25 protein-coding genes and 2 pseudogenes are annotated in these 22,965 nt (G+C 37.9%); 15 read left to right on the top strand and 12 right to left on the bottom strand.

Annotated elements, in window-relative coordinates:
• Position 1: 1 nt before the first annotated feature.
• Positions 2 to 595, bottom strand: coding sequence for a cytochrome b/b6 domain-containing protein (locus tag FJR37_RS04865; RefSeq protein WP_168465451.1), 594 nt, complete (start codon positions 593 to 595; stop codon positions 2 to 4).
• 315 nt (positions 596 to 910) lie between these two features.
• Here FJR37_RS04865 and nblS point away from each other — a divergent pair, with 315 nt between their 5' ends.
• Positions 911 to 2,923 (top strand): two-component system sensor histidine kinase NblS, encoded by a 2,013-nt coding sequence (nblS, locus tag FJR37_RS04860; RefSeq protein ID WP_254434513.1) that lies wholly within the window; start codon positions 911 to 913, stop codon positions 2,921 to 2,923.
• Positions 2,924 to 2,946: 23 nt separating this feature from the next.
• On the opposite strand, the gene FJR37_RS04855 is transcribed toward nblS, so the two are convergent.
• Complete coding sequence (locus FJR37_RS04855; protein WP_039199655.1) at positions 2,947 to 3,318, bottom strand: zinc ribbon domain-containing protein; 372 nt, start codon at positions 3,316 to 3,318, stop codon at positions 2,947 to 2,949.
• A gap of 413 nt (positions 3,319 to 3,731) precedes the next feature.
• Here FJR37_RS04855 and FJR37_RS04850 point away from each other — a divergent pair, with 413 nt between their 5' ends.
• Entirely contained in the window at positions 3,732 to 4,265 is a 534-nt protein-coding gene (locus tag FJR37_RS04850; RefSeq protein WP_168465450.1) for a hypothetical protein, read from the top strand.
• A 127-nt stretch (positions 4,266 to 4,392) separates the two neighbouring features.
• On the opposite strand, the gene FJR37_RS04845 is transcribed toward FJR37_RS04850, so the two are convergent.
• The 4 genes from FJR37_RS04845 to FJR37_RS04830 all read right to left on the bottom strand — a co-directional run bounded on the left by FJR37_RS04845 (position 4,393) and on the right by FJR37_RS04830 (position 7,348).
• Positions 4,393 to 5,403 carry a DsbA family protein gene (locus FJR37_RS04845; protein ID WP_254434512.1) on the bottom strand — a complete coding sequence of 337 codons (1,011 nt, stop codon included), beginning with the start codon at positions 5,401 to 5,403 and terminating at the stop codon, positions 4,393 to 4,395.
• An 89-nt stretch (positions 5,404 to 5,492) separates the two neighbouring features.
• Positions 5,493 to 5,918, bottom strand: coding sequence for a DUF6691 family protein (locus FJR37_RS04840; protein WP_027403059.1), 426 nt, complete (start codon positions 5,916 to 5,918; stop codon positions 5,493 to 5,495).
• A 77-nt stretch (positions 5,919 to 5,995) separates the two neighbouring features.
• Positions 5,996 to 6,415 (bottom strand): YeeE/YedE family protein, encoded by a 420-nt coding sequence (locus FJR37_RS04835; protein ID WP_168465449.1) that lies wholly within the window; start codon positions 6,413 to 6,415, stop codon positions 5,996 to 5,998.
• A 45-nt stretch (positions 6,416 to 6,460) separates the two neighbouring features.
• A complete protein-coding gene (locus tag FJR37_RS04830; RefSeq protein ID WP_168465448.1) occupies positions 6,461 to 7,348 on the bottom strand; it encodes an alpha/beta fold hydrolase in 888 nt (295 codons plus the stop codon).
• A gap of 152 nt (positions 7,349 to 7,500) precedes the next feature.
• Between FJR37_RS04830 and FJR37_RS04825 the strand changes: the two genes are divergently transcribed.
• From FJR37_RS04825 to FJR37_RS04765, 11 genes are all read left to right on the top strand, one after another.
• Complete coding sequence (locus tag FJR37_RS04825; RefSeq protein WP_039199652.1) at positions 7,501 to 7,812, top strand: carbon dioxide-concentrating mechanism protein CcmK; 312 nt, start codon at positions 7,501 to 7,503, stop codon at positions 7,810 to 7,812.
• An 89-nt stretch (positions 7,813 to 7,901) separates the two neighbouring features.
• Complete coding sequence (locus FJR37_RS04820) at positions 7,902 to 8,249, top strand: carbon dioxide-concentrating mechanism protein CcmK (RefSeq protein ID WP_039199651.1); 348 nt, start codon at positions 7,902 to 7,904, stop codon at positions 8,247 to 8,249.
• A 581-nt stretch (positions 8,250 to 8,830) separates the two neighbouring features.
• Positions 8,831 to 9,964 carry a HetZ-related protein 2 gene (locus FJR37_RS04815; protein ID WP_168465447.1) on the top strand — a complete coding sequence of 378 codons (1,134 nt, stop codon included), beginning with the start codon at positions 8,831 to 8,833 and terminating at the stop codon, positions 9,962 to 9,964.
• Between the two features lie 349 nt (positions 9,965 to 10,313).
• Positions 10,314 to 10,997 (top strand): Crp/Fnr family transcriptional regulator, encoded by a 684-nt coding sequence (locus FJR37_RS04810; RefSeq protein ID WP_168465446.1) that lies wholly within the window; start codon positions 10,314 to 10,316, stop codon positions 10,995 to 10,997.
• Positions 10,998 to 11,108: 111 nt separating this feature from the next.
• Entirely contained in the window at positions 11,109 to 12,029 is a 921-nt protein-coding gene (locus tag FJR37_RS04805) for a class I SAM-dependent methyltransferase (protein ID WP_168465445.1), read from the top strand.
• A complete protein-coding gene (locus FJR37_RS04800) occupies positions 12,022 to 12,999 on the top strand; it encodes a PrsW family intramembrane metalloprotease (protein ID WP_168465444.1) in 978 nt (325 codons plus the stop codon). Before FJR37_RS04805 ends, FJR37_RS04800 begins: the two co-directional genes overlap by 8 nt.
• Positions 13,000 to 13,195: 196 nt before the next feature.
• Positions 13,196 to 13,426 carry a type II toxin-antitoxin system VapB family antitoxin gene (locus FJR37_RS04795; protein WP_041458611.1) on the top strand — a complete coding sequence of 77 codons (231 nt, stop codon included), beginning with the start codon at positions 13,196 to 13,198 and terminating at the stop codon, positions 13,424 to 13,426.
• On the top strand, positions 13,423 to 13,851 hold the full coding sequence (locus FJR37_RS04790) for a type II toxin-antitoxin system VapC family toxin (RefSeq protein WP_168465443.1): 429 nt from the start codon (positions 13,423 to 13,425) through the stop codon (positions 13,849 to 13,851). The genes FJR37_RS04795 and FJR37_RS04790 overlap by 4 nt, the downstream gene beginning before the upstream one ends.
• Before the next feature lie 698 nt (positions 13,852 to 14,549).
• Positions 14,550 to 14,801 carry a hypothetical protein gene (locus FJR37_RS04775; RefSeq protein ID WP_168465442.1) on the top strand — a complete coding sequence of 84 codons (252 nt, stop codon included), beginning with the start codon at positions 14,550 to 14,552 and terminating at the stop codon, positions 14,799 to 14,801.
• Positions 14,788 to 15,168: a type II toxin-antitoxin system VapC family toxin gene (locus tag FJR37_RS04770; RefSeq protein ID WP_168465441.1), complete on the top strand. Its 381-nt coding sequence runs from the start codon at positions 14,788 to 14,790 to the stop codon at positions 15,166 to 15,168. The genes FJR37_RS04775 and FJR37_RS04770 overlap by 14 nt, the downstream gene beginning before the upstream one ends.
• Positions 15,169 to 15,248: 80 nt before the next feature.
• Complete coding sequence (locus FJR37_RS04765; RefSeq protein ID WP_371416094.1) at positions 15,249 to 15,413, top strand: hypothetical protein; 165 nt, start codon at positions 15,249 to 15,251, stop codon at positions 15,411 to 15,413.
• Between the two features lie 39 nt (positions 15,414 to 15,452).
• Here FJR37_RS04765 and FJR37_RS04760 read toward each other — a convergent pair whose 3' ends face one another.
• Positions 15,453 to 16,304 (bottom strand): 6-carboxytetrahydropterin synthase, encoded by an 852-nt coding sequence (locus FJR37_RS04760; protein WP_371416097.1) that lies wholly within the window; start codon positions 16,302 to 16,304, stop codon positions 15,453 to 15,455.
• A 33-nt stretch (positions 16,305 to 16,337) separates the two neighbouring features.
• Positions 16,338 to 16,721 (bottom strand): annotated as a pseudogene (locus FJR37_RS27625) (6-pyruvoyl tetrahydropterin synthase family protein); the annotation flags it as partial.
• Positions 16,722 to 16,960: 239 nt separating this feature from the next.
• Here FJR37_RS27625 and FJR37_RS04755 point away from each other — a divergent pair.
• On the top strand, positions 16,961 to 17,755 hold the full coding sequence (locus FJR37_RS04755) for an RNA methyltransferase (protein WP_039199638.1): 795 nt from the start codon (positions 16,961 to 16,963) through the stop codon (positions 17,753 to 17,755).
• 121 nt (positions 17,756 to 17,876) lie between these two features.
• Here FJR37_RS04755 and FJR37_RS04750 read toward each other — a convergent pair whose 3' ends face one another.
• Entirely contained in the window at positions 17,877 to 18,101 is a 225-nt protein-coding gene (locus tag FJR37_RS04750) for a hypothetical protein (RefSeq protein WP_081981308.1), read from the bottom strand.
• A gap of 65 nt (positions 18,102 to 18,166) precedes the next feature.
• On the opposite strand from FJR37_RS04750, the gene FJR37_RS04745 reads away from it, so the two are divergent.
• On the top strand, positions 18,167 to 18,742 hold the full coding sequence (locus FJR37_RS04745; protein WP_039199637.1) for a thermonuclease family protein: 576 nt from the start codon (positions 18,167 to 18,169) through the stop codon (positions 18,740 to 18,742).
• Positions 18,743 to 19,022: 280 nt separating this feature from the next.
• Here the strand turns inward: FJR37_RS04745 and FJR37_RS04740 are convergent, their stop codons facing one another.
• The 3 genes and pseudogenes from FJR37_RS04740 to FJR37_RS04730 all read right to left on the bottom strand — a co-directional run bounded on the left by FJR37_RS04740 (position 19,023) and on the right by FJR37_RS04730 (position 22,804).
• Positions 19,023 to 20,498 carry an ABC transporter permease subunit gene (locus FJR37_RS04740; protein WP_039199662.1) on the bottom strand — a complete coding sequence of 492 codons (1,476 nt, stop codon included), beginning with the start codon at positions 20,496 to 20,498 and terminating at the stop codon, positions 19,023 to 19,025.
• Positions 20,499 to 21,334: 836 nt separating this feature from the next.
• A complete protein-coding gene (locus tag FJR37_RS04735) occupies positions 21,335 to 22,045 on the bottom strand; it encodes a PP2C family serine/threonine-protein phosphatase (RefSeq protein ID WP_168465463.1) in 711 nt (236 codons plus the stop codon).
• Between the two features lie 108 nt (positions 22,046 to 22,153).
• Positions 22,154 to 22,804: pseudogene (locus FJR37_RS04730) on the bottom strand (VWA domain-containing protein).
• Positions 22,805 to 22,965: the final 161 nt, after the last annotated feature.

Raw genomic sequence — 22,965 nt, 5'->3', positions numbered from 1 at the left:
TTTACCAAAACATAGATTTTGTTAAGGCATTGCCGCCTACATTCTGCCCTAACCGCCAATGAAACCAGACAAATACTACCACTATCGGTACAGAAGCAAAGTGGACAATTCTTAATGCTTGCCAACTGCCAAAAATATCAACTATCCAAGAAAATTGAGCAGGTTTATACATTCCTATACCTGTAAATATTGCTAGTAATAAAATAGGAATGATGGCTGTATAAATAATTCGATGCCAAGCATAGTTTAAACGTTGGTGATTCTGAGTTTTTTGTAATGCCTTGATATCTTTGTCGCTAACAAATCTTTTTTTCCAGCGTTGGGTAGCAAAAATATAAATTCCATAGCAAAACAGATTTATAGAAAATAGCCACATGGCTGCAAAATGCCAATGTCTGCCTCCAGCCAACCAACCACCTAAAGTAAACAGGGGAAAAATACTTAATCCACCACGCCCACCAAAGACAGGGTTTGCATTGTAAATTTGCAAGCCGCTGGTGATCATAATAAATAAACTGATGACATTGCCAGCGTGAAAAATTCTGGCAGCGATCGCTTGACTGGGTGATTTGCGGGGTATTTCAGGAGAAGTCATAAATAGGATAGAAAAATTTTAATTCGGTTACAAGTATTTGGGAAATAATTTACTGAGTTAGAATGTGAGTTCAACTGGGAAAGTCAAAATATTCTTGATGTTGAACCTGAGACTATTACTGATTTTACATTGTAATAGTCACATCACCTCTGTTTCAACTTAGTTTTCACCATTACTGCAAAAACATAGTTAAATTAGGAAAGAAGAGGTAATCGGACAAAATTAATTACTCACATTGTCTTTCTGTTCCCTTTTCCCTAACGACCCGATTGAATTTAATTTTGTCCAACTACTTACTAACACTTATATTTTAAGATGCTGGCTATTTTCAGAAATTTCCGAGATGAATGTGTCTCCGGCGCGTCAAAAGCGATCGCTGCGCTGGCAAAAGGCAACGCATCCCTTGCAGCAAGTATCGCCAATTGGTGGTCAGAATTCACCCTTCAGACCAAACTCCTAGCCGTCGCCACCCTCATGGTTTCCTTGGTCATGAGTGGTTTAACCTTCTGGGCTGTAAACACAATTCAGCAAGATGCACGTCTCAATGATACCCGCTTTGGTCGTGATCTAGGATTACTCCTGGGGGCAAATGTAGCCCCCCTAATTGCCGATCACAATTTAACTGAAGTTGCCCAATTTTCTCAACGTTTTTTCAGTGCCACCTCTAGCGTGCGTTATATGTTATACGCTGATGAAACTGGGCAAATCTTTTTTGGTCTTCCCTTTTGGGAACCAGAGGTAGAAAACTCCCTCACCATTAAGCGCCATATCCAACTACCAGAAGATTATCCTGGCAATGAAGACCAGCCAATGGTTAGGCAGCATAACACCCCCGATGGCGCAGTTACAGATGTATTTGTGCCTTTAATAGTAGATAGAAAATACTTAGGTGTCTTAGCAGTTGGTATTAACCCTAATCAAACCGCAGTCATATCCACTAATTTCACCCGTGATGTTACCATTGCCGTTTTTATCACAATTTGGGTCATGGTAATTTTAGCAGGAGTAATTAATGCTTTAACTATTACTAAACCTATTAAAGAATTGCTAGTAGGTGTTAAACAAATTGCGGCTGGAAATTTTAAACAACGGATAGATATACCTCTAGGTGGTGAACTAGGAGAACTAATTTTCAGCTTTAATGAAATGGCAGAACGGCTAGAACGTTATGAAGAACAAAATATTGAAGAATTAACTGCCGAAAAAGCTAAATTAGAAACCTTAGTTTCTACCATTGCTGATGGTGCAGTCTTGATTGATAATAATATGCAAGTAATATTAGTCAATCCCACCGCCAGACGGATTTTTGCTTGGGAAGGCGTGGATGTTGTTGGTAGTAATATACTGCATCACTTACCCCATAGTGTCCAAATGGAAATATCCCGGACTTTGTATGAAATGGCAGCCGGTGAATGTGAAAGTGCCGAATTTCGTATCCTCCTCAAACAACCCACTCAACGCACAATTCGCATTGTTTTAACCACAGTTCTCAACCTGCAACGAGAAAGTATTAAAGGCATAGCCATCACTGTCCAAGATATTAGCCGGGAAGTAGAACTAAATGAAGCAAAAAGCCAATTTATCAGCAACATTTCTCACGAATTACGTACACCTTTATTTAATATAAAAACCTATATTGAAACCCTGCATGATTATGGTGAAGATTTAGGGATTGATGAACGCAAAGAATTTCTACAAACAGTTAATAATGAAACTGATAGACTCACCCGTTTAGTTAATGACGTTTTAGATTTATCAAAACTTGAATCAGGTCGAAATTACACCTTTGATAAAGTAGATTTACCACAGTCCATAGAACAGACATTACGTACCTATCAGCTTAATGCCAAAGATAAAGGCATTGAAATATACCAAGAACTTAATCCTGATTTACCTTTTGTTCTGGGCAATTATGATTTATTACTGCAAGTATTTGGCAACTTAATTGGTAATTCTCTTAAATTTACTCTAGCCGGTGGTAAGGTAGTTATTCGTGCCTATCAACTAGATGCTAATTCTTATTCTCACCATCATGCTGGTAAAGTGAGAATTGAAATTAGTGATACAGGAATTGGTATCGCACCAGAAGATCAACAAGCAATTTTCGACCGATTCTTTCGTGTAGAAAATAGAGTTCATACTCTAGAAGGAACAGGTTTAGGTTTATCAATTGTCAGAAACATTATGGACAGGCATCATAGTCAAGTAAATTTGGTGAGTGAAGTTGGTATCGGTACTACTTTTTGGTTTGATTTAGAAATATTTGAGGAAGAGATTTTATCAACTGTGGAAACTATGCCAGAAACCTTAGAATTAAACCAAGTTTAAGGAGACAGCTAATACCATCAGAATCAAGCATTAAACAAGGTTATTAATAAACAAACTAATAACAAAGCTAGTATTAATAACAGAGTTTGATGGCGTTTTATCCAATTATTAACCCTGATACTCAAGCTATAATGAGAATTTTGCTTTTGCAATTCTAATGTACTTTCTTCCATATTTTGATAGAGAGGACAATCTTGAGCATAGGGATATTGGGGAAAATTACAGGTATGATCAAAATGATAACTACAACTGTCGCATAAATAATCATTTCCTTGAGCGTGGTGCAAGGGAATACCAGGATGTCCGTAAGCTTTCAGCAATAAGCGACATTGAGGACAAGTAATTGCTTGACTATCAATAATTTGATGACAACGAGGACAAGGTATAGTAGCCAAAACAGAAAAAGGATAGATAAGTAAACATCTTAATTTTACCTATTATCTGGACTAATAGAGCAGGAGTCAGGAGTAAAACTGGCTTAGGAACGCAAATTTAATAACCTGCAATTCTGACTTAACATGAAATGGTGCGTTACGCTGTCGCTAACACACCCTACTTTTGCACTTTATTTAATTCATATTCCTTAGTGTCTAAGTAGGTTGGCGTTGGAAATTGTCGTTATGGCAAGGCGAAAGGCAAGAGGCAAGAGTGAAGAAGCTTTGGGCGATTTTACATTTCTTTACACAGTTTGGTTTTATTGTGTTCACCTACTTAGTCAATTTTTCCAAGAAATTGGGAATTTGAGATTTTGTTGTCACTTCAAGACGTATAATTAAATAATGACGGCGTAATTGGAGTTCATAAAGTAATGCTTAAAAAAAATCTCTCTAACTTAATACAAGAAGAAACCACAAAATTTACACCTCTACAAGGTGAACCTGTAATTGAAGTTTCGGCTGAAGCAGTATTGGAAACCCAAGTACCAACAGATAATACTCCTGTTATTCCCATCAATAATCAGTTAGAACTAGAAGCCAGTATTAAAGAATTGCAAAAAACAGTTTCTACATTAAAACAAAAAGAATCCACTTTAATCAAACAAATTAGTGATTTACAAACAGCTTTTTCAGAAAAAGAAGCATTGGTAGAACGTTTAACAAGGGAACTTTACGAGACAAAACAAACCGCATTACAATTAGCAGATTCTAACTCTCAGTTGCTAGAAGAAATCAAGGTTTTAAAACAACCTACTCCACCATCTTATCCACAACTGAGCCAACAAGCTAGTCAAATTTCCAAATCCATCCAATACAAAAAATCTCATAGATCAATAGAAAGACTGCAAGAAAAGCCCAATCAAGATAGTGAGGATTTTTCCCAAAATACTTGGTTATATGACTAAAGTGAGAATAATACAGGACTTACGCAACTGGCACATTGGTAGGGTGCGTCAGATACCAACAATCTGTTTATTTACAGAATTTATCCAGTCTGACGCACCCTACAACTAGAGATAAATTTTCACAGATTTAGCACCACGATGCTTCTCCAGGTACATTGTAAATTAATTCCCGAATATTAGATTCCATAACCCGATAGCCCACATTTCCGTTGAGACGTTGTCGTCCTTCATTAAAAATCATTGTCGGGCTAACAGTCACGTTATAATCTTTCACTTCTTGAAAATCTCTCGACAGTTCGGCATAGGCTGCACCACTATCAATTTCTGCTTGAATCTGACTGATGGGAAATTCTAAAGCTTCGGCAATTGACCACTGTACCTTGCGATGGGAAATATCCTGTAAATCCTGAAAAAAAGCTTGACGTAAAGCAGCAATAGCTCTTTCGCAACAACTTTGTGTTCCTTTGCTTTCTACTAATCCTTTGCTTTCTAGTAAATGAATAGCTTTCAGGAATAAATGACTTGAGGTGGAGGAATGGGGAGTGACATTTTTCCAAACTTCTGGATGTACGCTGAGATGATTAAATCTTGCTACTACTTCTTGAACGTGGTTACTATAACCTGCTAATCCACCGCGATCGCGCCAACGGTTTTCTAGTTTGTGACGGGCATCTCCAAATACGGAAACAAAGTGATAATTAATCACTATTTGGTGTTTAAAAGTAGATTTCAATTCATCAATCCGAATTTGAGCAATATATGCCCAAATACAAAGAATATCAATAAAATAAGTAATCTGAATTGGTTCGGTAATAGCTTGTGGGGCTGCTTCAGTTATTAATTCTCCTGGTAAGGTTGATATTCCCAGTAAATCGAGTTGCATCAAAGCCACAAACTGCTTAAAGTTAACTATATGTGTGTCTTGACTGCCGGTAATGGTGGCGATCGCCATACGAATCTGCTCTTCTGACCGTCTACATCCCATTGAGTGGATTACTTCACCTAATTCAGCCACATCTAAAGTTTTGCTGTTATCTACATCAAATTGTTCAAAAACTCTTTTCCAGAAAGAGATTTTTTCTTCAGGGATTAAATTAATCAATAATTGCAGATTTTCTGTATTTAGCGGTAAACTCATTGATTTATTTTCCTAAATGTTATGTACTGCAATATTTGTTGAAAATTTTTCATCAACTTATTACTAATTGGTTAACTATTAAGGTTTGACTATTGATTAAAATCTCTATAAAACTTATAAGTTAAAGAACCTATAATTAAGCCAATTAAAAACAATACAGGGTTGAAAATGCCTAATACTAAAGCAGTAATTCCCGGTCCGGGACAATAGCCAGAAATTCCCCAACCAATACCAAAAATTGCTGACCCTACAACTAAAGATGAATCAATATTTTTCTGAGTAGGTAAATAAAATTTATCGTCTAATAACGGATGAGGAAGTTTTAATACAAAGCGAAAGGAGATTAAAGTTACAGTAACAGCACCTCCTAAGACGAACAACAGTGTCGGGTCCCAAACTCCAGCTAAATCTAAAAAACCAATAACTCGTCCTCGATCTATCATCTGAGAAAACCCTAAACCCAACCCGAATAATAAACCTGAAATAAAAACTGTCAAATACTGTTTAGTATTCATGGATACTTTACTCTTGCATAAAATAGTAAATAAATGTATAAAATTAATAACTAATAAATCAGCTATTATTAACCAAGTTAATTTAACAAGTGACGGACAATAAATACAGTTAAAAAGGCGCTGGAAAGAAAAGTCAAAACAGCTATAAGCGATCGCATTGACAGGCGACCTAAACCACACACTCCATGTCCACTGGTACAACCGCTTCCCATTCTTGTCCCAAAACCAACAATAAGGCCACCAATAATCATTGTTAAGGGTGCAAACTTGGAAGTAGGAGTCGGTTGGGGTGACAAAACAAATTCATAAATAGCACCACCAGCTAACATTCCTAACAGAAACAACCACCGCCAAGCATCGTTTTTATTAAAACTGATAGCACCATTAACCATACCACTAATTCCAGCTATCCGACCATTAAATGCTAAAAGAATAGTGGCACTGATACCAATGAGGATACCCCCAATTAGACCGTTAATCCAGTTAAATTCAGCCATGATAATTCACTATTTATCCTCTGATAAAACTTATGAATTATGAAATTAATTCACAAATTCTAATATATTTTGAGCGATGATTTGCGGTTGTTCTAAATGAGGAATATGTCCACAATCCTTGATCCAAATTAGCTTACTTTGGGGAATAGCTTTGGCAAACTTGGGAGCATCCCCAGTTCCTAAAATTTTATCACTATCGCCCCATAAAATTAAAGTTGGTTGCTCAATTTTGGCAAGTTGGGGAAATTTAAAAGCACCATAACCGCCACTTTTGGTAAAGGCAATTAAGGCTTGAGTCCAATTAGGCATTTGTAAGTGTAATTCTCCGCAACACAAAGCATCCTCAGAGATGAGATCAGGGTTTTTGTATGCAGTTCGACAAATGCTTTTACGCACTTTGGGATTCCGCAAAAATTCCGTTGCCCAATAGTCCAAAGGTGGGAATATATATTTACTTAATGGGGAATTACCTTTTAATCCCGCACTATCTATTAATACCAGTTGTTTTACTGCTTCTGGATAGGTGAGGGTAAAATCTATAGCCGCAGCCCCACCCATTGATGCACCCACCAAAATCACAGGTTGGTTAATCAGGGTTTGCCAAAACGAGTGGAGATGGGTTTTAATGGCGATCGCACTGTAAGCAATCCCCGGTAATCTATCTGTAAAACCAAATCCCAACAAATCTACAGCCCAAACTGCGTTTTTTTCCGCCAATAGAGGCAAAAGTCGGCGGTATTCTAACACCGAACTATCAAAACCATGAATTAATAAAATCGGTGTACCACCGTGACCTTGTTGGATATAAGTGGTATTAATGGATTCATTAGATAGAAACGTGCTAATCGCCTGACTTTGGATATTTTGAGCCAAAGCGATGGATGTTGGTTCTGTGAGTTGACCAACGGCGGCAGGAAGAAAACTTGGAAACATAAATTCTAGTGTACATCAGTGCGTAGCACCATGACCAATACCCAGTGATCAATTTAAAAAAGTTAAAAAAGAAAATTTCCGCAAAAATTAAAATAGGTACACAATCCTCGTAAAATAGGAATCGGTTATCCCAAACGTAGGAGATTCAAGCCATGCCAATGGCAGTTGGCGTAATTGAAACATTAGGTTTTCCTGCGGTTTTAGCATCAGCAGACGCAATGGTTAAAGCCGCTGGTGTCACCATTGTCTATTATGGTATCGCCGAAAGTGGTCGCATGATAGTTGCTGTCAGAGGTCACGTTGCGGAAGTGCAAACAGCCGTAGCCGCTGGAATTGTCGCTGGTGAAGAAGTTTATGGTGGTGAGGTTATTACCCACTACATTATTCCCAACCCCCCGGAAAATGTGGAAACAGTTTTACCTATCCACTTCACCTCCAAATCCGAACCTTTCCGTATTTTCTAAGAGAGTTAGCTATCAAAAATTGAAGTATTCCTTCATAAAAATAATTTGTAGCAACCGATAACTTTATATTCATAACAGGAGATTAAAAAATGTCACTACAAGCTGTTGGATCATTAGAAACCAAGGGTTTTCCCGCCGTTCTCGCAGCAGCAGACGCAATGGTAAAAGCCGGTCGAGTTACCCTCGTTGGTTATATCAGAGTTGGTAGCGCTCGCTTTACCGTCAATATTCGTGGTGATGTTTCTGAAGTCAAAGCCGCTATGGCAGCCGGTGTGGATGCTGTAGAAAAAGTTTATGGTGGTACTCTCGAATCTTGGGTAATTATTCCCCGTCCCCACGAAAACGTAGAAGCTGTATTGCCAATTGCTTACACAGCAGACGTTCAACAGTATCGAGACTCTGTAGAAAATCCCATTATTGGTGCAGCCAGAGGCTAATTGGTATATTCGGCTGGTAATGGGTAATAGGTAATGGGTAATGACCGGGAATTTTAGATTTTAGATTTTAGATTTTAGATTACAAAAATTTGGTATGAGTCCCCGTGCTTGAGGACGGAAAAATACTCGCTGCGCTGCGTACGCTTCGCTAACACCAATCCAAAATCCCAAATTTTCAAACTCTACACTGGTTTGGTGGAGTCAATCCAAAATCCAAAATCGTTAATCCAAAATCAAGTGACCTCCTATTCCCTTTTTCCCTAACTAGCACAACACGGCGTAAGTAAACCGACCATTCTCAATCGGTAAAAAGCCTATACTGTCTTCGTTTTGACTTTTGACTTTTGACTTCCGCTCTGCGGTACTAGCAATATCATGATCTTCAAAACGGCTGAATCTTTTAGATGGAATCCATTAATTCATCCCTCTTAATCTGTGTTTATCTGCGGTTAATTATTTTTGAAATCTTATTCAATGTAGCTTCATCTTAATTTGGTATTGCGGTCTATTGAACGAATTAAATAGGAGTTATTACCTGCTACTAAATCGCTAAATCTAATTTCGAGGAGTGCAATATTGCTATGACAAAAGATGGGGCAAATCTAGCTCAATATTGGCAACAGCGACTAAGTACAGAATGTCCAGAACAAAGTCAGACTACTAGAGAAAGTATTCTTAACTGGCTTTTGGGAGTAGATTTAGAAAGGTTTAATTTACTTAACCCAAAAGAACTAGAAATTGCTAAACAAGCAATGGAATATCGGTGGCGAATTCTGCACAAACGTTATTTAGGTATGGGCAGAGAGAAGGCTTATCGTCAACTGATTAGCCGATTGGGTAGTGTAGTGGCAGTCAGAAACAAAATTCAAACTTGGATATCTCTCAGCCGCGATCGCCAACGAAGCGTTATTGATGTCCTGCAAGAAGTCCTCCAAGACCTGATACAAAGTGACTCATATATCCAACAACAAATGACTCACATTGCCGCATTAACAACGGACAAAAGGTTGCGGGACACATTACTATTTGCCAGCATCGAAGAATATTGTTTACGTCCAGTTCGGAATCAACCAATCCTAATATACCGCTTTGTTAACTACCTGCGAAGGATTCAGCGGGGAGGCTTAACACAAGTACCTAGCAGCGAATTAGTGAAACTTGTTTCCGAGGAAATTCTCGCCGAAAACAACGACAATCCAGTGAACTTAGTGGATAATCAGGCGATCGCTCAATATCAAGAAACCCAACACCTAGAAGAACAAATAGTCAACCGTCAACTCGTACAGGAAAAATTTGAACAATACCTGTTAGAAAATATTGGACAACACGCAGTAGATTGGTTGCGCTTATATCTGCAAGGCACATCCCAAGAAGAAATTGCCAAACAACTCCATAAACCCATCAAAGAAGTATATCGTCTGCGGGAAAAACTCAGTTATCATGCCGTCCGCGTTTTTGCCATCAAAGGTCAACCAGAACTGATTGATAACTGGCTGTCCACCTCCCTAGAAGAACATAATCTAGGGCTAACAGAAACCCAATGGCAACAACTTCCAGAAAAAATCACCCCTCTAGGACAACAAATCCTCAACCTCCGCAAAGCAGGTAACTCCATAGAAACTATAGCCCAACAACTACAACTTAAAAATCATCAAGTTCTAGGTGAATGGACAAAAATTTATCTTGCCGCCCAAACTCTGAGAATTCAGAATTAACATATAGGAATCCGGTTTGATTCTGTGAATTTACTTGTGTGGTCAGGGAACAGGGAACTCTTAACAGGGAACAGGAAAGACAGAATTGATACCTACTGAGTCTTGTATGGCTACGCCACGCAGGCTATCAAAAATCAAATAGGAGTCCTATAGGTATACTCAAAACGGTTGGGACATGGACTTTTGTAAAATCACGAAAACCCTAGATTTGTAGGGGTTTAGCTATTGCTTTACCCCTACCCGGAGAATCAAATAATTAAGCCGTGTTGGGTATAATTGATAATTGGTAATGAAAAAATTCCTATTCATTGCCCCCTGATCTCTAGTTACAATCCTTCCTTAGATATTCATGAAAAAAGATATTATTATTAATACTTTTCCACTCCTAAGTACATCAAGTCTAGAAACCAGAGAATGGCTGCTGAATATAGCAACTGAACATGATTACCCATCAGGACGGGCTGTTTTAATGGAAGATGCCTGGGGTAATGCAGTTTACTTTATTGTTTCCGGTTGGGTGAAAGTTCGCCGCACCCATGGAGAAGAATCCTTCACCATAGCAATTTTAGGACCAGGTGATTTCTTTGGAGAAATGGCTGTTTTAGATGAATTCCCCAGGTCAACGGACGTTGTTTCCCTTTCCAAAGTAAAACTACTAAGTGTTTCTAGGGAGAGCTTTCTTCAAATCCTGTTTCAAGACTCACATTTACATCATAGAATGCTGCAACTGATGGTAGGCAGAATTCGTCAAATTAATCTGCGGCTACAAATGCGCTTGTCACCACCTGCGGTTAAACTTGCCCATACCTTAATAAGTTTAACCGATAGTTATAGTCAAGAATCAGAACAAGTCCAGAAAATTTTTAACATTCCCCTGAAAGATTTGGCAGAGGTGACAGAAATCACCTTGGAAGAAACAACCAAAATCATGGAAAAACTCTCTGAAAAGGAATGGATTAAAATTGATACTGCTAACAACACCATTAATCTGATTAACTATACACAACTCGCGGTTTTAGCCAGCAAGATCTAATCTTTCGGCAGAGTAAAAATACTTGAGAAAATACTAAATTTAGCCAGATATAGACTCAAATCCAGCCAATATGTCATAAGTTAAAAAGAGTGTTCCAGAGAAAATTGATTTATGACTACTACCATCAAGACCGAACCTGATTTAGCATCCCGTTTCGTCAATAGCATCTTAGCCATTAAACCCGTAGCTAATCTTGCTAAACACCGAGCTAGACAAATGATGATTAAACGGGCTGAAAAAATTGGTGTATTTTGGACAAAGGAAGTAGAGAAACTGCAAACCCGTGATTGGGGAAGCGATTTAGCGCAAGTCCAAAATCCGCAGCTAAACTACCCAGATTACTACGTCACCTCATTCCACGCCTATGAAACCGGAAATCTCAGTTGGCAAGCTGCTTTTGAAGTAGAATCTGCGGCTCATGCTGTCCACTCTAGGATTTGGCAGAAACCAGAAAATCAAGGTGACGCAAAACTTCGCCAAAGCTTTCACGATATCCTCAAAAATTCTATTTCTGAGCAGCCACAAGATGTTATAGACTTAGGGTGTAGCGTCGGCATGAGTACCTTTGCCCTACAGGCAGTTTATCCCCACGCCAAAATTACTGGTTTAGACTTATCTCCTTACTTCCTAGCTGTGGCTAACTATCGTAGCCAAGAACGTCAAACCCAAATTAACTGGGTACATAGTCAAGCAGAATCTACAGGCATAGCAGATGCTTCCTTTGATTTAGCTTCAATTTTTTTGATGTGTCATGAATTACCTCAATCAGCAACTCACCAGATTTTTGCTGAAGCTAGACGTATTTTGCGTCCCGGTGGACACCTAGCAATTATGGACATGAATCCCAAATCGGAAATTTACAAAAAAATGCCAACTTATATTTTGACGTTGCTTAAAAGTACCGAACCTTATTTAGATGAATATTTCAGTTTGGATATTGAACAAGCCTTAATTGGGGCAGGTTTCCAACCTCCTACTATTACTAGCAATAGTCTTCGTCACCGTACTATCATTTCTCAGGTGAGTGGCTAATTTATATTTAGTGTTGTGGGCAGTTATCCCCCCCCTGCTATTTTTGTGGTTTTATTACCGCAGAACTCCTGCTGCCCCACCTTGGTTAAATTTATGGGTTTTGTTCATTATTGGCGCTATCTCTGGTTTTGCTGCTCTGGGCTTAGAATGGGCTATGGAAAATGTGGCTAACCGGGTTTTAGACTGGCAACAGATCCAGCGTCATTTTCCTGGGGTCGTTTTCCGGCAAATATTAGCGATCGCTCCCATTGAAGAAGGTTGTAAATTAATAGCAGTTATTCTGCCCATTTCCTATCTACAACGTCAGTATCATCTCCGAGCTACCACAGTTTTTTTGTTTACCATAGCCGTAGCTTTAGGTTTCACAGCGGAAGAAACCTGGATTTATTTATATCACGGCACATCTTCCATTCTCGACCGTAGCATTGGTACACCAGTCCATGCCATGTTTTCTGCTCCTTGGGGATACGCTTTAGCAATATATATTTCTGCCAGTAAAAGGTTTAATCGCCATCGGCATTTAATTTTTATTGCTTGGTTAAATTCTGTTTTCTTTCATGCTTTAGTCAATATTTTATCTATTTCCGTGAGGTTTTCACGACCCACAAATTTACTCATTTATTGTTTATTTCCTGTACTATTATGGATGTTTTGGCGGTTGGAACAACTACTGCGAAAACTCCAGAAAAAACACCCTTTAGAGTTAATTTCTGGACGTACATCCTCAGCCCGCACTTGGCAAAGAGGTTTAGTATTGTTAATCCTATCACTAGGCGGAAATTCTCTATTTGGATTATTGATTCTCTCCAGAAAAATTAGTCCTTTGCGGTGGGAACTTTGGTTTGATCCGAAAATTTTCTGGTTTATAGTCCAAGAAATATTATTCAATTTTGGTTTAGGACTTTTAGCTTGGTTAATTTATCGCTATTTACGCAGTTTAGCCAGTCGTCGGCATTTGTTTAACCGATAATTAGCATTATGAAAAATAAAACTTAGGTGGATGTAGATGTGGTTTCTAGCTGCCCGTTTGACTTGGTGGTATAATCATGATAGTAAAAAAGGGGAAAATATTAGATTTAGATTTAGTAGCGGATATTCTTGATGCCTAACCATTTACAGGCTTAGGTAAATCTGAACTTTTATTCAATATAACGGAGAACAAAACAATGACCATTATCACAATAGATGATGAACTAATTAATGAAATTATCGCAGTCAGTCACTATGAAAATGCACAGGAAGCAGTCATTAAAATATTATCCAATTACTTGCAGCAACAAAAAAAAGAACTGCCTTTATTTGAGCGATTACGTTTTATAGATGATGAATCTGCCGAAGATGATATCGCCTCATTGTTTGAACGTGATAAAGACACAGGCAGGAATTTTGAACTATGACTTATCTAATTGATACTTGTGTAATGTCTGAGTTTGTTAAAAAAGCTCCCAACCCCCAAGTTAGTCAATGGTTTAATCAGCAACCAATGGAACAGCTATTTTTAAGTAGTATTACCATCGCTGAAATAAAAAAAGGGATTTATAAAATCCAAAACTCACAACCTGAACGATATCAAAAACTAAAAATATGGCTGCAAAAAGTAGAAATTGAATTTTATTCCCGTGTTTTACCGATACATGATGATATTTTAGATAATTGGGCAAAATTTTCTGCAAATGCAGAATTGAAAGGTAAAAAATTAGCCGTAATGGATAGTCTGATTGCCGCAACAGCGCATTATCATAAATTGACTTTAGTTACTCGCAATATTGATGATTTTAAAATGACACCAGTTAAAATTATCAATCCTTACAATCTTGAGTGAATTTTATAATCCTGAAGACGGCTTTTTGCAGTTCGCATAAAATATCCAAATATATTTTTACTAACCAAATAATGATCTGATTAACTAGCTTTGAGTTCCTATGTTGTACAATATAGTTGTAAAACTTATTAAAAAAGAGAATGTTAAGCAAAGAAACCACTTACTCGCAAGCAAAGTTGAATTTAGCAACTATCTTAGATCAGGTGTGACCAACGGGAAATTATAGTAATTAAACGTCGTAATCAGAAAAATGTGGCGTTAATTGCCGAAGATGAACTTTCCAGTTTATTAGAGTGTGTTTATTTAGAGACTTCCAAATAAAAAAATGTCCCAAAACTGATGCAGAAATTCTCTCTCTGTGTACTCTGTGCCTCTGTGGTTCGTTTCTTAGGATAATTTATTTCTTGGAAGTCTCTTATTAAGATCACCTGAAAACGCTAAACGTTTATTTCGGGCTTTAGAATGGACTCAAACAACAATAGAAACTCCTCAAACATTAGCTGAATTAAAAGAGGAGTTAGGAATTGATTAGTAAGAAAAAAACCAGATACTCATAATTATGAATCAGATTAAAATCAAAATATAAAATTTTTGATCCTGTGGGGGTTTTCTATTTCTCATAAATGGAGTTATGGCAAAACTAACACTAACTATTGATTATATTTTTGTTAATTTTTGAGAAATCTAAGGAGGATTTTATGCAAGTTAAAATCGAGTTACCTGATGAGTTGGGTAATCAACTTTTGGAAATGCCTGATATGCAGCTATTAGTACAGAAAGCTGTCGAAAAAATGTTGTTGGAGGAGCGACAAAAACACAGTTCGACACCGCTCACTGTAAAATCATCTCAGTTATTAGTTGATTTAGTTAATGATTTGCCTGAATTTCCAACTTTTAAAAATCAAGATCCATTAAAGTTACAAAGAGCATTACGCGATGAATGGGATTAAGTATTTATTAGATACAAATATAGTGATTGGTTTGCTGCAACGCGATTTAATAGTTTTGGAGATATTAAAAAACAAGCAAATTCAAATTGGTGAATGTGCTTATAGTGCAATAACTCGTATGGAGTTATTGAGTTTTCCGTCTATAACACCAACAGAAAAAGAATCTGTTGTATTTTTATTAAGTCGTATGAAATATTTAACGATCACACCAGCAATTGAAAATGAGACTATCAGCTTTAGATATACTCACAAAACAAAATTGCCTGATTCTATTATTGCTGCAACTACTAAGCATCATAGACTTGAGTTAGTGACGTTAGATAGAAAATTAGCAAATAAGCTTAAATCCCATATTCAGCATGAGTAAATATTAGCAACTATTTTAGATCAGGTGTGTGACCAACGGGAAATTATAGTAATTAAATTAAACGTCGTAATCAGAAAAATGTGGCGTTAATTGCCGAAGATGAACTTTCCAGTTTATTAGAGTGTGTTTATTTATTAAGATCACCTGAAAACGCTAAACGTTTATTTCGGGCTTTAGAATGGGCTGAAACAACAATAGAAACTCCTCAAACATTGGCTGAATTAAAAGAGGAGTTAGGAATCTAGATCCCCGACTTCTCAAAGAAGTCGGGGATCTGGATGTGTTTAAACTATTGCCAATACTGGTTGACTTACTGCTGCATTAACAGATATTGATTCAGAATCAGCCGCATAGATTTCGCAAGCGTTATTGGGACTTTCCACCAGTTTAACTTTGTAAAGAGTTGCACCTAACTCTTGAATAGGCGATCGCAAAGTATTACTAATATAAAGGGCAATATTTTCCGCAGTTGGCACAACTTGATTAAAGAAAGCAACATCCTTATTTAAGAAAGTATGATCAAATGGCTCAATCACGTAATCTGTAATTATCTGATTTAAAGCCCCCAAATCAATAACCATCCCCGTAGAGGAGTCAATATCTCCTTTTATAGTTACTTCCAATTGATAATTATGTCCATGTCCATTTACACGGGCGCATTTACCATAAATTTCCGTGTTTTTTGCCAAACTTAAATCAGGGTGTGCCAATCTATGAGCAGAGCTAAAATGAGTGCTAATACTCAAATAACCCTCCATACCCTGACCCGAATAATCTGCCCAAAGTTGATGACTTTCAAACAGTTTAACATTGGATAGCTTCACCCCTAATTCATCAATGGGTGATTCTAAAAGACCATGAATGTAACGGGAAATATTCTCTGTAGTGGGTACAATATCGGCAAAATAAGGAATATCCTCATTTACACAAGAGTGATCAAATATTTTCACCACATAATCTTCCACCACTCGATTTAAAGCAGCTACATCCACAATCATGCCCGTACGGGAGTCTATTTCCCCTTCTACAGTCACTTCTAGATGATAATTATGTCCGTGAGTCTGAGTACATCTACCATATTTATTAGCACTGAGGTTGGGCGCTAGACGGTGAGCAGCGCTAAAATGAGTCCTGATGGTTAAATTAGCTTGTTTTCCCTCTCCTTGATAATCTGCCCAAAGTTGAGGATGTTCAAATAACTGGACGCGCACCAAAGGTAAATGGGGTGCTAACCGTTCCCAAATCACTCGCGCAATATTTTCCGTCGTGGGGAGAGTTTGTTGAAATTCTGTCCACACATCATTAAGATAGGAAAAATCTAGTTGACCGGTAACTTCCTCTTTGATGACGTGCTTCACATCGGACAGGTTTAGTACCATACCATACTCATCTAATTCCCCAATCATAGAGATGAACAAGACATAGTTATGTCCGTGTCCAGGAAATTTCGAGTAAGCACCAAATTTTTCTAAATTCTCGATTTCATTCAGTTCTGGGAACCAATACCGACCAACTGCTGAAAACTGATCGCGGCGATTAACAATACATTGCATGAGTATACTGGGAAGAGAACTTAATATTTCTTAAACTTTGACTATTCACAGCATAAACCAATTTGTTACCTAGCGATCGCTGAATTTTCCGGTTGCTCAATTTTCCGAAAATACTTGGCAGTTGAGTAAATACAAGTAACGCTATAATCAGAGGTTGAGATTAACGAACGGGTTCAAGTCCGGGGTTCCGCATATCAATTTTGGATTAATCTCAAATCCGAAATTTAAAATCTAAGATTGTGATCACAAGTTTACAAAATTCTTTAGTTAAACAAATCCGCAAGTTGCACTCCACAAAGGAGAGAAATAAGCAACAACTATTTTTATTGGAAGGAACGCATTTGCTGGAGGAAGCTTGTGCGGTTTCCTATCCCTTAGATGCGGTATGTTGTACTTCGCAATGGCATGATACACATTACCAACTATGGGAAGTGATTTGTAGTCAGTGCTATCGGGTGGAAATTGTCAGTCCAGAAGTTCTAGCAGCAATGGCTACAACTGTCAATCCTGATGGTATAGTAGCTATCGCTCAACGAGAGGCACAACCAAGACAAATTCCTTTCACTGGCTTAGTTCTGGCCTTAGAAACTGTTCAAGATCCTGGTAACTTGGGAACTATGATTCGCACAGCCGCAGCCGCAGGTGCATCAGGTTTGTGGTTAAGTGAAGATAGTGTAGATTTAGATAATCCCAAGGTTTTACGAGCTTCTGCTGGACAATGGTTTCGCTTAAACATGGCTGTAAGTGCAGATTTGAAAACCACAGTTCGGCAAAGTCAGCAAGCCGGAATGCAAGTAATAGCTACCTTACCTAATGCCGATTCAACCTATTGGCAAGTAGATTGGCGTAAACCTAGTTTAATATTATTGGGTAACGAAGGGGCAGGATTATCAGCGGATTTAGCCGCATTAGCGGATATCCAGGTGAAAATTCCCCTCAGTCCTGGAGTAGAATCTTTGAATGTAGGGATCACTGCTGCTTTAATGTTATATGAAGCTCAAAGGCAGAAAATGCTGGATAAGCCGAAAACCTGAGTAAATCAAGAGTTTTCGGGTTGAAAAGGTGAATTAGGTGTAAGAAATCAGCTTTGAAACCGTTCATTTATCGGTTACTTTTCCAGATTTAATATTATTTCTTCCTCCTGAGTCCTGATTCCTATTTGTTTTTTTGCTCTAAATACTGTTCAATATCAGCAATTGCATCTTCCCAAGCGGCTAGATCAAAAGTATGAGTATTCTCACTGCTTTCTTGGTTTGTAGAATTACTTGTATCTGATATGGAATGATTTAGAACAATATCTTCTAACTGATTGAGGAATTCCTCAATATCTTGATCAACAGAATTGCTTTGAGAGTCTTTAATAGGCTTCATAATCTTCATAAGAGAATCATGATTGATGTATGTAATGATGAGTTGCAGTGACTAATCCAACCTTCTGTATGAAGATGAATAAATTTGTAAAACAAGGGTTAATTTGGCTGGGTACAGCTACCATTGCCTTGAGTTTAATGGCGTGCGATAACTTGTTTGCCCCTCAAGGTAATCTGGTTGAGAGAGTCAGTGATGGTGACACATTAGTGTTGAAAAATGCTGATGGTCAAAAGTTCACAGTGCGGTTTGCTTGTATTGATGCTCCAGAAATACCCCATTCTCAGAAAGAAAAAAAGAGTAAAATTACTAAAGATGTAAGTCAGTTTGTTTGGGGGATGAAAGCAAAAATACGGATAGAGGAACTGATCAAGCAAACAGATAATCGTGTACAGTTAAATATCACAGACAGCGATAGCTATGGCAGAAAAATTGCAGAGGTGCGTTTAAAAGATGGCACTTTTTTACAGCAAGTTTTGCTAAGAGAAGGATTGGCTAAAGTATATCGTTCTTATTTAAGTAAATGTCCGAGCAAGGACATAGTACAACAAGCCGAAGCACAAGCGCAACAGCAAAAAATTGGGGTTTGGAGTGATAAAAAATTTGTTGACCCTTGGGATTATCGGAAAATAAAAAGACAAATTAGAGATTAAGTAGGTGAACAGAAAAATTTAAAGGTATGTGAAGAAAAGTAAAATCACTCAAAACTCTCTTCCTGTTCCCAGTTAAGAGTTCCCTGTTCCCTTGCCCCAACGACAATTTTTAACGCCCACCTACTTAGTGGAATGTCACTCGATTTTGGATTGACTCTACCCTCAAGTGTATAAGTAGGTTAACACAATAAAACCAAACTGTGTAAAGAAACGTAAAATCGCTGAAAACTTCTTTACTATTGCCTATTGCCTTGCTATAATGGCAATTTTTAACGCCAAGCTACTTACTTGGATTCATCCATATTTCTAATCGGCTAAAAAGTTGGGAAGAAATCAGAGTTAAACACAAATAAATTACAGCCACAGCCGCGTAAATTTCAAAAGCGCGATAATTTTCCGCAACAATTAATTGTCCTTTTCTGAATAATTCCTCAAAGCCAATCACCGCAACTAAACTAGTATCTTTTAATAGACTAATAAACTCATTCCCTAAAGGGGGAATCATCCGCCGAAATGCTTGGGGAAAAATCACATAGCGCATTATTTGCACAGGATTTAAACCTAGTGATTTTGCTGCTTCTGATTGTCCAATTTCAATGGATTGAATTCCGCCGCGCACAATTTCCGCAATATAAGCTGCACTATTTAAACTTAAGGCAATTATCCCAGCTAAAAGACGATTTAAAGGGAACGTAAACCCTAACTCTTGAGAAATTGCTGGTAAACCAAAATAAATCATAAATATCTGCACTAATAACGGCGTTCCTCGGAAAAAATCTATATAAACCCTAGCTAAAAACCGCAAAGATTTAATATGAGAAAGGCGAATTATGCCAATCAGAGAACCGCTAGTTAAACCACATAAACCTGATACAAATGCTAATTGTAATGTTACCAATACACCTGTTAATAAAGTTGGTAAAGATTGCCATATCACAGTCAGAGAATTAGATATAGCTGATTTTTGATTAATAAATGCTAATGTTTCTGGTAATGTTGGCGGTACAGACTTAAACCATTTTTGGTAAATTTGCTGATAGTTGCCATTTTTTAAAATCTTGCTTAAACCTTGATTAATTAAAGATAAATAAGGAGAATTTCTAGCAGTTGCAATTCCATAAAATTCCTCAGTTAGTAATTGCTGGATGATTTTGATTCCTTGCAAATTACCTGTATTAATGGCGTATAAACTCGCAGGTGCATCATTAATAACTGCATCAACATTGCCATTTTGTAATTCTTGGAGGGCTAATGGTGCAGAGTCAAAACTGCGAACTTCCGCCCCAATTACACTTTTAGCCTTTTGTGCGCCGGTTGTCCCCATTTGGACAGCAATTTTTTTATTTTGGAGGCTGTCAAAGCCTGTAATATTTTGATTATCTGTGCGAATAGCTATGGCCAAACCTGCTTTAAAATAGGGACGAGAAAAAGCTACCGTCTTCGCCCTCTCTTCCGTTATCGTAATAGAACTAATCGCCCCATCTACAGTTTTAGCTTGTAGTGCGGGAATAATGCCATCAAAAGGTAAACTCTGAAATTCTACCTGGAAATTAGCAGCACTAGCAATTGCCCTCATCAAATCAATAGAAAAACCTACTAATTCTCCACCTTTACCTTGAAACTCAAAAGGTGGAAATGTCGGTTCAGTCGCCACTTGGAGAACTTTGTTTGGGCGATAATTCCCACTACAACCAGCTAATAAGCTACAAATTAAGACAATAAGTACACAGAAACGACCCAAACAAAATCTTACCATCTCCCCTCTTTGCATAATTTGCACTTAGAGTAGTTCATTCACAAGACTACAACGAAGTTATAGATTATATGAACTAAAGGAGGATGAAGAAAGTTAAGATATGTATCTTGCCTTGCTATAACGACAATTTTCAACGCCAACCTACTTAAGCCACAAAATAAATGATCCTGTTTTGTCATGCTGAGTGTAGCGTTCGCGGAGCGTGGCGTTAGCCATAGCGAAACGAAGCATATCAAGAGATTCTTCACTACGCTGCGCGAACAGAATGACATTGGGCATTTCTTTTTGTGGAGTTCTCTTAAATTTCCTTTGCCCAAAATCCCCCGATCCAGTAAACTCAGAGATACTGAGTTACTCCTAATCATGTCCGACTCCCAAGTAAGTGCTGCTGTTGCGAAACTCTACGACACCTATCCATTCCCCCCCCCGAAACCATCCTGGATGAACCACTACTAGGTTATGACAATGGAAAACCAGCGGGATGAATGTTTTTATGAATAATATAAAATATATTTTCCTCTGAATCATAATTTATAATCATTAAATATTCACAGAAAACCTACAAATAACAATCCTGTACATCCTGAAATCCTGGTTATCCTGATTCAGACAACCACAACCAACAATCTCCAAATAGGAAGCCAGGGAATTAATTCCCTGTCTAAAAGCTCAAGTCGGTTTAAACCGACTATTGGGAATGATGGAATATTATATTTATTTTCATCAGGTAAAAAATCAATCAAATCCTGTACATCCTTAAATCCTGGAAATCCTGATTCTGACAACCACAACAAACAATCTCCAAATAGCCAGAAGCCAGGGAATTAATTCCCTGTCTAAAAGCTCAAGTCGGAATTATCATCATTTCCTCCTGGGTTATCTGTTTCTCGCAAATATTCCTCCAAAGGTTTAAAAAATGGCGCATGAGGTTTCCAATCGCTCAAGCGAATTGCAACTTTTTCTAATCCATCAGTAGAAGCACAAATAAACTCTTGCTTTCCTGAAATTACCTGTACCTGCATTTCCTCCAGCGCATTAGCTGAAGTCACAAAAGTTGTTTCGTTGAAAAATTCCCCCTTATCTGGTTCAAACAATAATTTATATTCTGCATCTTGGGAAAGCACCACCATAAATCCATCCCCAATTTGCATAGCTGCAACCCATTCAGAAGTCGCTATAAAAACCAACAATGTACAAGCCAAATCATGAACAGAATAACCTTTATTATCTGCTTCTTTGTTTAACGCAGTAATAACATCCTTGACAAACTTAGTAAAAACTTCCTTAGCTTCCATTTCCGAAAGTGGTTGAGAAAAACCTTGTTTATCAGGAAGTTCATTAATATCAGCAAAGCATTTAATTACAGTTTCTACCGCCAATTCAGAACCAAAATGAGAATATTTAGCACTTCCAGCACCATCAGCAACTGCGCCCACAATCACATCATTAAAAATGCGATAATTTCCGCAGTCTTGACAAGGTATTGGTATTTTTTGCTCTTGATGACTCGTTCCCACAGCAGAACGCGCTATAGCTTTCCAACCCACAATAAATAAATCCTCAAAATCTAATTTAAGATCCCCGACTTCTTGTTTAATCATGTCAATAAATTATCAACTTAATATTAGAAGTCGGGGATCTGGTTTCTATTCAGATTATGTTGTAATTTGCCCCCATCCCACCGGCGGTAATGCCACAGCTTCCCCTACTTTGCCACTAGAAACCCGTTTCATGGAAGTGGAAAGCCAAACAAATAAAGAACGAAAATCTAAGCCATTCAGCATTACTGGAGGACGAGGTGCAATTTGTTTAAGTTTGTGCATATCAGCACCCTGAACACCAACGGTAAAAAACAACATTCGCCGCTGTTCTTCTTCTTCCCTCACTCTTTGCGCTGCACCCTCTCAAGCATCTGTAGGCGCACCGTCGGTAATTAAAAATACCCAAGGACGATAATAATGGACACCGTTATCTTTATAAGACTGTTTGCGGGTTTCTAATAAATCCAAAGCATATTCTATGGCTGCACCCATTGGTGTAACACCTTCTGTTTCTAGCTTAGGCGGTGTAAAATGGTCTATAGTGACAAAATCTTGCGTCAGTCGCACAGGTCCAAAGGTGACAATAGCAACTTCTACACTTAAAGAAGCTTGACCATCTTTCATCACATCTTCTTTGAAAGCCGCCAAACCTCGGTTTAACTCTTGTATAGGTTGTCCTGACATTGAGCCAGAGGTATCAAGCAACAGAATTACCGGACAACGATTTTCCGGGTTTTCCACGAATTCAGGTAAACCTACTGGCATTTTTGATACTCCTGGTTAATCAAATTGAGATGCAAAATATATAAACTAGATTTTATTTATTACTACATAGCTTAACACGAGTGTTATTACGGAATCAATCCCCATATCTATCAACAGTAAGGGTTTAGCAATGCTAAACCCCTACGAATGGTCAGAATTTA

Origin of the sequence: Aphanizomenon sp. UHCC 0183, assembly GCF_009712065.1 — a bacterium.
Classification (GTDB): Bacteria; Cyanobacteriota; Cyanobacteriia; order Cyanobacteriales; family Nostocaceae; genus Dolichospermum; species Dolichospermum heterosporum.
This window is presented reverse-complemented; position numbering and strand designations above follow the sequence as displayed.

Bases quoted from the DNA above. Each gene is read 5' to 3' on its own strand.
- FJR37_RS04865 (WP_168465451.1), bottom strand. From the start codon at position 595: ATGACTTCTCCTGAAATACCCCGCAAATCACCCAGTCAAGCGATCGCT.
- nblS (WP_254434513.1), top strand. From the start codon at position 911: ATGCTGGCTATTTTCAGAAATTTCCGAGATGAATGTGTCTCCGGCGCG.
- FJR37_RS04850 (WP_168465450.1), top strand. From the start codon at position 3,732: ATGCTTAAAAAAAATCTCTCTAACTTAATACAAGAAGAAACCACAAAA.
- FJR37_RS04845 (WP_254434512.1), bottom strand. From the start codon at position 5,403: ATGAGTTTACCGCTAAATACAGAAAATCTGCAATTATTGATTAATTTA.
- FJR37_RS04840 (WP_027403059.1), bottom strand. From the start codon at position 5,918: ATGAATACTAAACAGTATTTGACAGTTTTTATTTCAGGTTTATTATTC.
- FJR37_RS04835 (WP_168465449.1), bottom strand. From the start codon at position 6,415: ATGGCTGAATTTAACTGGATTAACGGTCTAATTGGGGGTATCCTCATT.
- FJR37_RS04830 (WP_168465448.1), bottom strand. From the start codon at position 7,348: ATGTTTCCAAGTTTTCTTCCTGCCGCCGTTGGTCAACTCACAGAACCA.
- FJR37_RS04825 (WP_039199652.1), top strand. From the start codon at position 7,501: ATGCCAATGGCAGTTGGCGTAATTGAAACATTAGGTTTTCCTGCGGTT.
- FJR37_RS04820 (WP_039199651.1), top strand. From the start codon at position 7,902: ATGTCACTACAAGCTGTTGGATCATTAGAAACCAAGGGTTTTCCCGCC.
- FJR37_RS04815 (WP_168465447.1), top strand. From the start codon at position 8,831: ATGACAAAAGATGGGGCAAATCTAGCTCAATATTGGCAACAGCGACTA.
- FJR37_RS04810 (WP_168465446.1), top strand. From the start codon at position 10,314: ATGAAAAAAGATATTATTATTAATACTTTTCCACTCCTAAGTACATCA.
- FJR37_RS04805 (WP_168465445.1), top strand. From the start codon at position 11,109: ATGACTACTACCATCAAGACCGAACCTGATTTAGCATCCCGTTTCGTC.
- FJR37_RS04795 (WP_041458611.1), top strand. From the start codon at position 13,196: ATGACCATTATCACAATAGATGATGAACTAATTAATGAAATTATCGCA.
- FJR37_RS04790 (WP_168465443.1), top strand. From the start codon at position 13,423: ATGACTTATCTAATTGATACTTGTGTAATGTCTGAGTTTGTTAAAAAA.
- FJR37_RS04775 (WP_168465442.1), top strand. From the start codon at position 14,550: ATGCAAGTTAAAATCGAGTTACCTGATGAGTTGGGTAATCAACTTTTG.
- FJR37_RS04770 (WP_168465441.1), top strand. From the start codon at position 14,788: ATGAATGGGATTAAGTATTTATTAGATACAAATATAGTGATTGGTTTG.
- FJR37_RS04750 (WP_081981308.1), bottom strand. From the start codon at position 18,101: ATGAAGATTATGAAGCCTATTAAAGACTCTCAAAGCAATTCTGTTGAT.
- FJR37_RS04745 (WP_039199637.1), top strand. From the start codon at position 18,167: ATGAATAAATTTGTAAAACAAGGGTTAATTTGGCTGGGTACAGCTACC.
- FJR37_RS04740 (WP_039199662.1), bottom strand. From the start codon at position 20,498: ATGGTAAGATTTTGTTTGGGTCGTTTCTGTGTACTTATTGTCTTAATT.